The sequence below is a fragment of the Streptomyces antioxidans genome, assembly GCF_000968685.2.
Taxonomy (GTDB): Bacteria; Actinomycetota; Actinomycetes; order Streptomycetales; family Streptomycetaceae; genus Streptomyces; species Streptomyces antioxidans.
On record NZ_LAKD02000195.1, the window covers coordinates 1 to 6,332 of the forward strand.

The 6,332-nt window shown below is 72.2% G+C and carries 2 protein-coding genes; both read right to left on the minus strand.

The window, feature by feature from the left end; genetic code table 11:
- On the minus strand, positions 1 to 1,542 hold a 1,542-nt coding region (locus VT50_RS37600; protein WP_206269552.1), incomplete at its 3' end, for a type I polyketide synthase.
- 77 nt (positions 1,543 to 1,619) lie between these two features.
- Positions 1,620 to 6,332: SDR family NAD(P)-dependent oxidoreductase (locus tag VT50_RS37605; protein WP_079343986.1), on the minus strand; the 4,713-nt coding region annotated here is incomplete at its 5' end.

The following is a 6,332-nucleotide window of genomic DNA, read 5'->3' on the forward strand; positions in this document are numbered from 1 at the left end:
CCAGCCGACCTCGGCCGGTGATGCCTCGGGGTCGTTGGCCAGTCGTTCGGCCAGCGCCCGGGCCTGACCGCGCAACGCTTCAGCGGTGCGCCCGGAGATCACCCACGGCACCACACCACCCGTCGATGTGTCCGTCGTGGGGGCGGCCTCGGCCGGTTCGGGGGCCTGCTCCAGGATCAGATGGGCGTTCGTACCGGAGATCCCGAACGATGACACGCCCACCCGGCGCGGGCGCTCGTTCGCCGCCCACTCGACCGGTTCGGTCAGCAGCCGTACGTCGCCCGCGCCCCAGTCCACATGCGGTGTCGGCTCGTCGATGTGCAGTGAGGCGGGCAGCAGCTCATGCCGCATCGCCATCACCATCTTGATGACGCTCGCCACTCCTGCGGCGGCCTGGGTGTGGCCGATGTTGGACTTGATGGAGCCCAGCCACAGTGGCCGGTCCTCCGGCCTGCCCCGGCCGTACGTGGCCAGCAGCGCCTGCGCCTCGATCGGATCGCCCAGTGTGGTGCCCGTACCGTGCGCCTCCACCGCGTCCACCTCGGACGGCGACAGCCCCGCGTTGGCCAGGGCCTGGCGGATCACCCGCTGCTGCGAGGGCCCGTTCGGCGCCGTAAGACCGTTGCTGGCCCCGTCCTGGTTGACCGCCGAGCCCCGGATCACCGCCAGCACTCGACGCCCGTTGCGCCGGGCGTCGGACAGCCGCTCCAGCAGCACCAGGCCGACACCCTCGGAGAAGCCCGTGCCATCGGCCGCCGCGGCGAACGCCTTGCACCGCCCGTCCGGGGACAGCGCGCGCTGACGCGAGAACTCGGTGAACCCACCGGGCGTGGCCATCACCGTCACCCCGCCCGCGAGGGCCAGCGAGCACTCGTCCTGCCGCAGTGCCCGCACCGCCAGATGCGTGGCCACCAGGGACGAGGAACACGCCGTGTCCACCGTGACCGCGGGCCCCTCCAGGCCGAACGAGTACGACACCCGGCCCGAGACCACGCTGCCGAGGTTCCCGGTGGCGACATAGCCCGCCGAATCACTCGTCGTCTGGCCGATGAGCGACAGATAGTGGTACGAGTCCACCCCGGCGAAGACCCCGGTGGCACTGCCGCTCAGCGCCTCCCGGGTGAGCCCCGCGCGCTCGAACGCCTCCCACGCCGTCTCCAGCAGCAGCCGCTGCTGCGGATCCATCGCCGCGGCCTCACGCGGGCTGATCCCGAAGAACTCGGCGTCGAAATCGGCCACATCGCGCAGGAAACCGCCCTCGCGGGCGCTGCTGGTACCAGCGTGCTCCGGATCCGGATCGTAAAGGCTCCGCAGGTCCCAGCCGCGGTCCATGGGAAACGCGGAGATGACGTCCACGCCCTCGTCCACCACCCGCCACAGGTCCTCGGGGGTCGCCACCTCGCCGGGGTAGTGGCAGGCCATCCCGACGATGGCGATGGGCTCCCGGGCGCGGTCCTCGACCTCGCGCAACTGCCGCCTGGCCAGACGCAGATCGGCGGTCGCCCGCTTGAGATAGCTGCGGAGCTTCTCGTCATCCGTCATATCGCATCAACCCGATCGTCACGGCTGTCCTGATCTAGCGGGCCCTGGACCAGCGGTCCTGATCCAGTGGCCCTCGTTCATCGGAGGCTGTCGTCGGAGGGGACGGTCAGCTCGACATCGAGCGCCCGGAACAACTCCTCGTCGCTGGCCGACGCCAGATCCTCCTCGGCACCCGCGTCGGCGCCGTCCTCGCCGTCCGCGTCGTGCCACGGGCCGTCCACCTTGCGCAGCAACTCCCGCAGCCGCGTCGCGACCCGGCCCCGCTGTTCCCGGTCGGCGATCCCTCCGGCCAACGCGGCGTCGAGGGAGTCGAGACCGGTGCGGAGGAGTGAGTCGGCCGACGCCGCCCCGGCCGGGACCAGGAGCTCCGCCAGCAGCCGTACCACCGCGGTGGGCGTGGGGTGGTCGAAGACCAGCGTGGCGGGCAGCCGCAGACCGGTGGCGGTGCCCAGCCGGTTCCGCAGCTCCACGGCGGTCAGCGAGTCGAAGCCCAGCTCCCGGAAGTTCTGGGCGGGGTGGATGGCATCCGCCGTGTCATGGCCCAGCACCGTCGCCGTGGCATTGCGCACCAGCTTCAGGAGCGCCTGCTGGCGGTCCTCCCCGGACATGGCGGCGAACGCCTCGGCCGGTGCCGCCCCGCCCGGGGCGGTGGCACCGGAGGCGGCCTGAGGGGCTGCGCCGCGCACCAGGCTCCTGAAGAGTGGCGGCAGATCGTCGGCGTGGGCCTTACGCCGCAAGGTGGCCAGGTCGAGCCGGATGGGCGCCAAGGTGGGCAGGCCGCTGTCGAGTGCGGTGTCGAGCAGTGCGAGACCCTGTTCGGTCTCCAGCCCCACCATCCCGGCCCGCGCCAGCCGCGCCCGGTCCGTCTCGGTCATCCCCCCGGTCATGCCGGTGGCCTGGGCCCAGTACCCCCAGGCCAGGGAGGTGGCGGGCAGGCCCTGGGCATGACGGTGTACGGCGAGCGCGTCCAGGAAGACGTTGGCCGCCGCGTAGTTGCCCTGGCCCGCGGCGCCCAGCAGCCCGGCCGCCGCGGAGAACAACACGAACGCCGACAGCCCGACCCCGCGGATGAGTTGATGCAGATTCCACGCCGCGTCGGCCTTCGCCCGCAGCACCTCATCGAGCTGATCGGGCGTGAGCGCGTCGGCCGTGGCGTCGCGCAGCAGCCCGGCGGCGTGGACGACGGCGGTGAGCGGATGGCGGTCGGGAACGGTCTCCAGCAGCTTGGCCAGCGCGGCCCGGTCGGCCGCGTCACACGCCGCGAGGGAAACGTGCGCGCCGAGCTCGGTCAGTTCGGCCGCCAGCTCAGTGGCCGCCGGGGCATCGGGGCCCCGGCGGCTGAGGAGCAGCAGCCGCCGTACGCCGTGGCGGGCCACCAGATGGCGGGCGGTGGCAGCGCCCAGAGTGCCCGTACCGCCGGTGATCAGGACCGTGCCCTCCGGGTCGAGGGTGGTGGGGAGCGTCAGCACGATCTTGCCGATGTGGCGGGCCTGGCTGAAGTGGCGAAATGCCTCCGGGGCCCGGCGGATGTCCCACAACGTGGTCGGCAGCGGTTGCAGCGTCCCGTCCTCGAACAGCCTGGACAACTCGGCCAGCATCCGCTGGATACGGTCCGGACCCGCCCCGCCGACCAGGTCGAACGAGCGGTAGACGACCCCCGGATGGCGTGCGTCCACCTCCTCGGGGTCGCGGATGTCGGTCCGTCCCATGTCGATGAAGCGACCGCCGGGCGCCAGCAGCCGCAAGGACGCGTCCATGAAGTCACCGGCCAGGGAGTTGAGCACCACATCGACGGATCCGGCGGCGGCGCGGAACGCCTCCTCGAAGTCGAGGGTGCGCGAGGAGGCGATATGTCGGTCGTCGAAACCGCGCTCCCGCAGGGCGTGCCACTTCGCGGGTCCCGCCGTGGCGTACACCTCGGCCTGCCAGTGGCGTGCCAACTGCACGGCCGCCAGGCCCACCCCACCCGTGGCCGCGTGCAGCAGCAGCTTCTCCCCGGCCCGCAGCCCCGCGAGATCGGCGAGACCGTAGTAGGCGGTGAGGAAGGCGGACGGGGTGGTGGCCGCCTGTGCGTAGGACCACCCCGCGGGGATCCTGGTGATCATTCGGACGTCGGTGACGACCAGCGGTCCGGTGCCGTTGAACAGGCCCATGACCCGATCGCCCACCGCGAACTCCGCGGTATCGGGCCCCACTTCGCGGATTACGCCCGCACCGTCGCCGCCCAGTGGCCTGGGGTCCTCCACCATGCCCAGCGCCACGACGACATCATGGAAGTTCACCCCGCCCGCCCGAAGCGCCACCCGGACCTCGCCCCGGCCCAGCGGGCGGGTGTTGTCCGGGCACTCGACCAGCGCCAGCTGGTCCAGGCTGCCGTGGCCGGTCAGCCCCAGACGCCACGTGGCCGACCCCTCCGGCGGGGTGAGCCGCTTGGCCGCGTCGTCGTGGACCAGCCGGGGTACGTACGCCACACCGTGGCGCAGCGCCAGCTGGGGCTCGCCCGAGGCCACGGCGCCGGGCAGGGCCCGCAGCGAGGTATCCCGTCCAGCGGAGCCGATGTCGTTGGCGCCGAATCCATCGAGGTCGAGCAGCAGGATCCGGCCGGGGTTCTCCGACTGGGCGCTGCGCACCAGACCCCATACGGCGGAGGCGGGCAGGTCGTGGACATCGTCATGGCTCCGGGGGGCGACTGCCCCATGGGTGACCACCGCCAGCCGGGCGTCGGCGCACTCCGGAGCGGCGAGGAATTCCCGCAGCACTCCAAGCGCCTCCCTGCCCAGGTCATGGGCGCGCTCCACCGGATCGCCCCCACCGTCGGCGGGGCAGCCGAAGAAGGCGAACACCACATCGGGGGCCGGAGCCCCCTCCGTCACGGCCGCCCGCACGGCGGCGAGATCCGGGGCGTGGGAGGCGTCGGGCAACGCGTCGGCCAGGGGACCGCCGTCCGGGCCGAGCACGGCAGAACGGCATGCGGGGACGCCTTCGGCTGGTGTCATCCGTGTCCAGACCAGCTGGAACAGCGAGTTCGGGCCCGCCGCACGCGCCCTGCCCAACTGCCCGTCCCGCACCGGGCGCAGGATCAGATCATCCACGACGGCCACCGCCGCACCGGTCGGATCCGCCGCGAGCAGGGTGAGCCGGTCCGGCGCCGTCGGGGTGATGCGGATCCGCAGGGTGTCCGCGCCGGTGGCGTACAGCCGCAGACCACTCCAGGTGAACGGGAGCAGGATCCGGTGCGCGTCCTCGGAGTCCGGGGCGACGTCCAGGGCACGGGCGTGCAGCGCGGCATCGAACAGAGCGGGATGGATACCGTACGCGGCAGCGCCCGCGCGCTCCCCTTCGTCGGGCAGGGACACCTCGGCGTAGACATCGCCGTCCAGCCGCCACGCGGCGGTGAGGCCCTGGAAGGACGGTCCATAGTGGTACCCGTGGTCCGCGAGCTGTTGGTAGAGGTCCGCCACGGGGAGCGGTGTGGCTCCGGGCGGCGGCCAAGCGCCGGTCAGCGTAGGGGTGTTGGCCGCGGCTGTGGTGGCGAGTGCTCCGGTGGCATGACGGATCCATGCCGTGTCGCCTGTGTCGGCCGCCGGCCGTGCATGCACTGTGATCGGTCGCTCACCGGCGTGATCCGGAGCGGCCACGGCGATCTGCACATCGACCGCCCCGCCCCGCGGAATCACCAGCGGTGCGTACAGGGTCAGCTCCGCCACATGGTCACAGCCGGTCCGCGCCGCCGCGTGCAAGGCGAGCTCGGCGAAGGCGGTGCCCGGCAGCAGGACGGTGTCCAGCACCCGGTGGTCGTTCAGCCACGGATGGGTCCGCGGTGACAGTCGGCCGGTCAGCAGATGGGCGCCGCCCTCCGCGAGTTCCACGGCGGCGCCGAGCAGCGGATGTTCTGCGGACCCCAGCCCGAGGTCGCCGGGGTCACCGCTGTGGCCGCCCCGCCCGTCCAGCCAGTACCGCTCGCGCTGGAAGGCGTAGGTGGGCAGGTCGATGGTGCGGGGTGTGGGGTCGGTGGAGAACCAGCGGGTCCAGTCGACCTCGACCCCTGCGGTGAACGCCTGCGCCACCGACCGCATCAGCTGGGAGCGGTCGCCATGGTCCCGGCGCAGTGTCGGCACCGCGGCCGCGGGCACACCGGCCTCCTCGAAGGTCTCCTGTATGCCGATGGTGAGGACGGGGTGGGTGCTGGCTTCGATGAATACGCGGTGGCCGTCGTGGAGGAGTGCTTGTACGGCGTCGGCGAAGCGCACTCGTTGGCGCAGGTTCTTGACCCAGTACGCCGCGTCGAGTTCGCTGGTGTCCATGCGGGCGCCGGTGACCGTCGAGTAGAACGCCACCTCGGCCTGGACGGGCTCGATCCCCGACAGCACCTCGTGCAACTCCTCCGCGATGTCGTCGACTTGAGGGCTGTGGGAGGCGTAGTCGACGTCGATGAGTCGGGCGCGGTGGCCTGCTTGTTCGCAGGCGGTGATGGTGTGGGCGACTTGGTCCGGGGGTCCGGAGATGACGGTGGATCCGGGTCCGTTGACGGCGGCGATGCCGACTTGTCGGGCTGGTTTGCCGAGTTTGGTGAGGAGTTCTTCGGTGTGGGTTTGGTTGAGGGTGAGGGAGGCCATGGTGCCGTGGCCGGTGAGGTGGCGGAGGGCGTGGGCGCGGAGGGTGACGATGCGGGCGCCTTCGTCGAGGGAGAGGGCTCCGGCGATGCAGGCGGCGGCGATTTCGCCTTGGCTGTGGCCGATGACGGCGGTGGGGGTGACGCCGTGGTGGTCCCATACGGCGGCCAGGGAGAC